Source organism: Arthrobacter sp. Y3223164, from assembly GCF_059091005.1.
Window position 1 is genome coordinate 1 of sequence record NZ_JBNHGF010000647.1, and the last position, 1,014, is coordinate 1,014.

The 1,014-nt window shown below is 71.4% G+C and carries 1 protein-coding gene and 1 pseudogene; both read right to left on the reverse strand.

Going from position 1 to position 1,014, the window contains the following annotated elements:
- Window positions 1–689, reverse strand: a 689-nt coding sequence (locus AC5RUJ_RS17110; RefSeq protein ID WP_494156348.1) for an RDD family protein, incomplete at its 3' end; no start/stop codon positions are given.
- A pseudogene (locus tag AC5RUJ_RS17115) lies at window positions 674–1,014 on the reverse strand (transglutaminase domain-containing protein); the annotation flags it as partial. The pseudogene AC5RUJ_RS17115 and the gene AC5RUJ_RS17110, both read right to left, overlap by 16 nt.

A 1,014-nucleotide genomic window follows, 5' to 3' on the forward strand; every position in this document is an offset into this window, starting at 1 on the left:
GCCTTGGCCGCCGGTGCGCCCGTTGCCGGGCCGAATCCCGGGATTGCGGCAATGACCCCGGAGGGCTGCGAAGCCGGCCCAGCGGCGGGTCGGCGCGGGTCTTGTCCGTCCGGTGCCACGTTGGCAAAGCCGGCGCGGGCGTCCGTACCATCCGGGGCGAAGGCCGCCGGCCCGTAGAGCCCACCGGTGGTCAGCGGATCGCGGCCCTGGGCCACGTCGAGCACCAGTGTCTTGGCCACCTTGTCGTGCCAGCCCTGCCGCCTGTGGTTGCGGTCCCAGACGTTGGAGACCACCACCACGACCGAGCCCACCGCCAACACCAGTCCGCCCACGGCGATGATCAGCCCGCGCAGGAAGATGGCGCCCCAGCCGGCCGGGTGGCCGTCCTCATTAGCGGTCCGCAGGCCCAACAGCACGTTGCCGGGAGTCTTGCCGGTAGTCGCTTCCCAGCCCCAGAGCCAGATGGTGTAGGCCAGCGACAGCACGCCCGCCAGCCCGATCCACAGGAACAGGCCGCCCAGCGACTCCGCGGCCGCGGAGGCGCTGCCCGAGGCCGCGGCCTCCATCACGGCCGGCACGCTGGCAGCGTAGGCGGCCAGCATCAGCACGGCCGGCGGAATCTTGTCGATCAGCCATGCCCCCAGCCGTTTGCCGACCGGGGCGCTGACCAGATTCAGTCTTGCTGCCACGTGCTGCTCCCGCCCTGTTCCGGCCGTCCGGCCTGTGAGTCTACTGTACGGATTCTAGTGGCGGCCGTTGTCCGCCGCCGCGCCAGCCGCCTCCTGGCGTCGGCAACCAGCGAGCGCGGCGTGTACTTTGCCCGCTGCCGTTGCCAGAAACCCAGCGAGTCCTTCATCTTGGTCAGCGAGTCGTCCACCTGGTCCCAGTACTGCTGCACCTGCATCTCCGTCGGTTCGGCTGCCCCGAAGATCGCCGCGTCGGCCCGGTGTGCCAGCAGGGTGGTGCCGTCGGCGGTGGCCGGGAACTGCCCTGCCAGCGCGGCCGCGTGCTCGC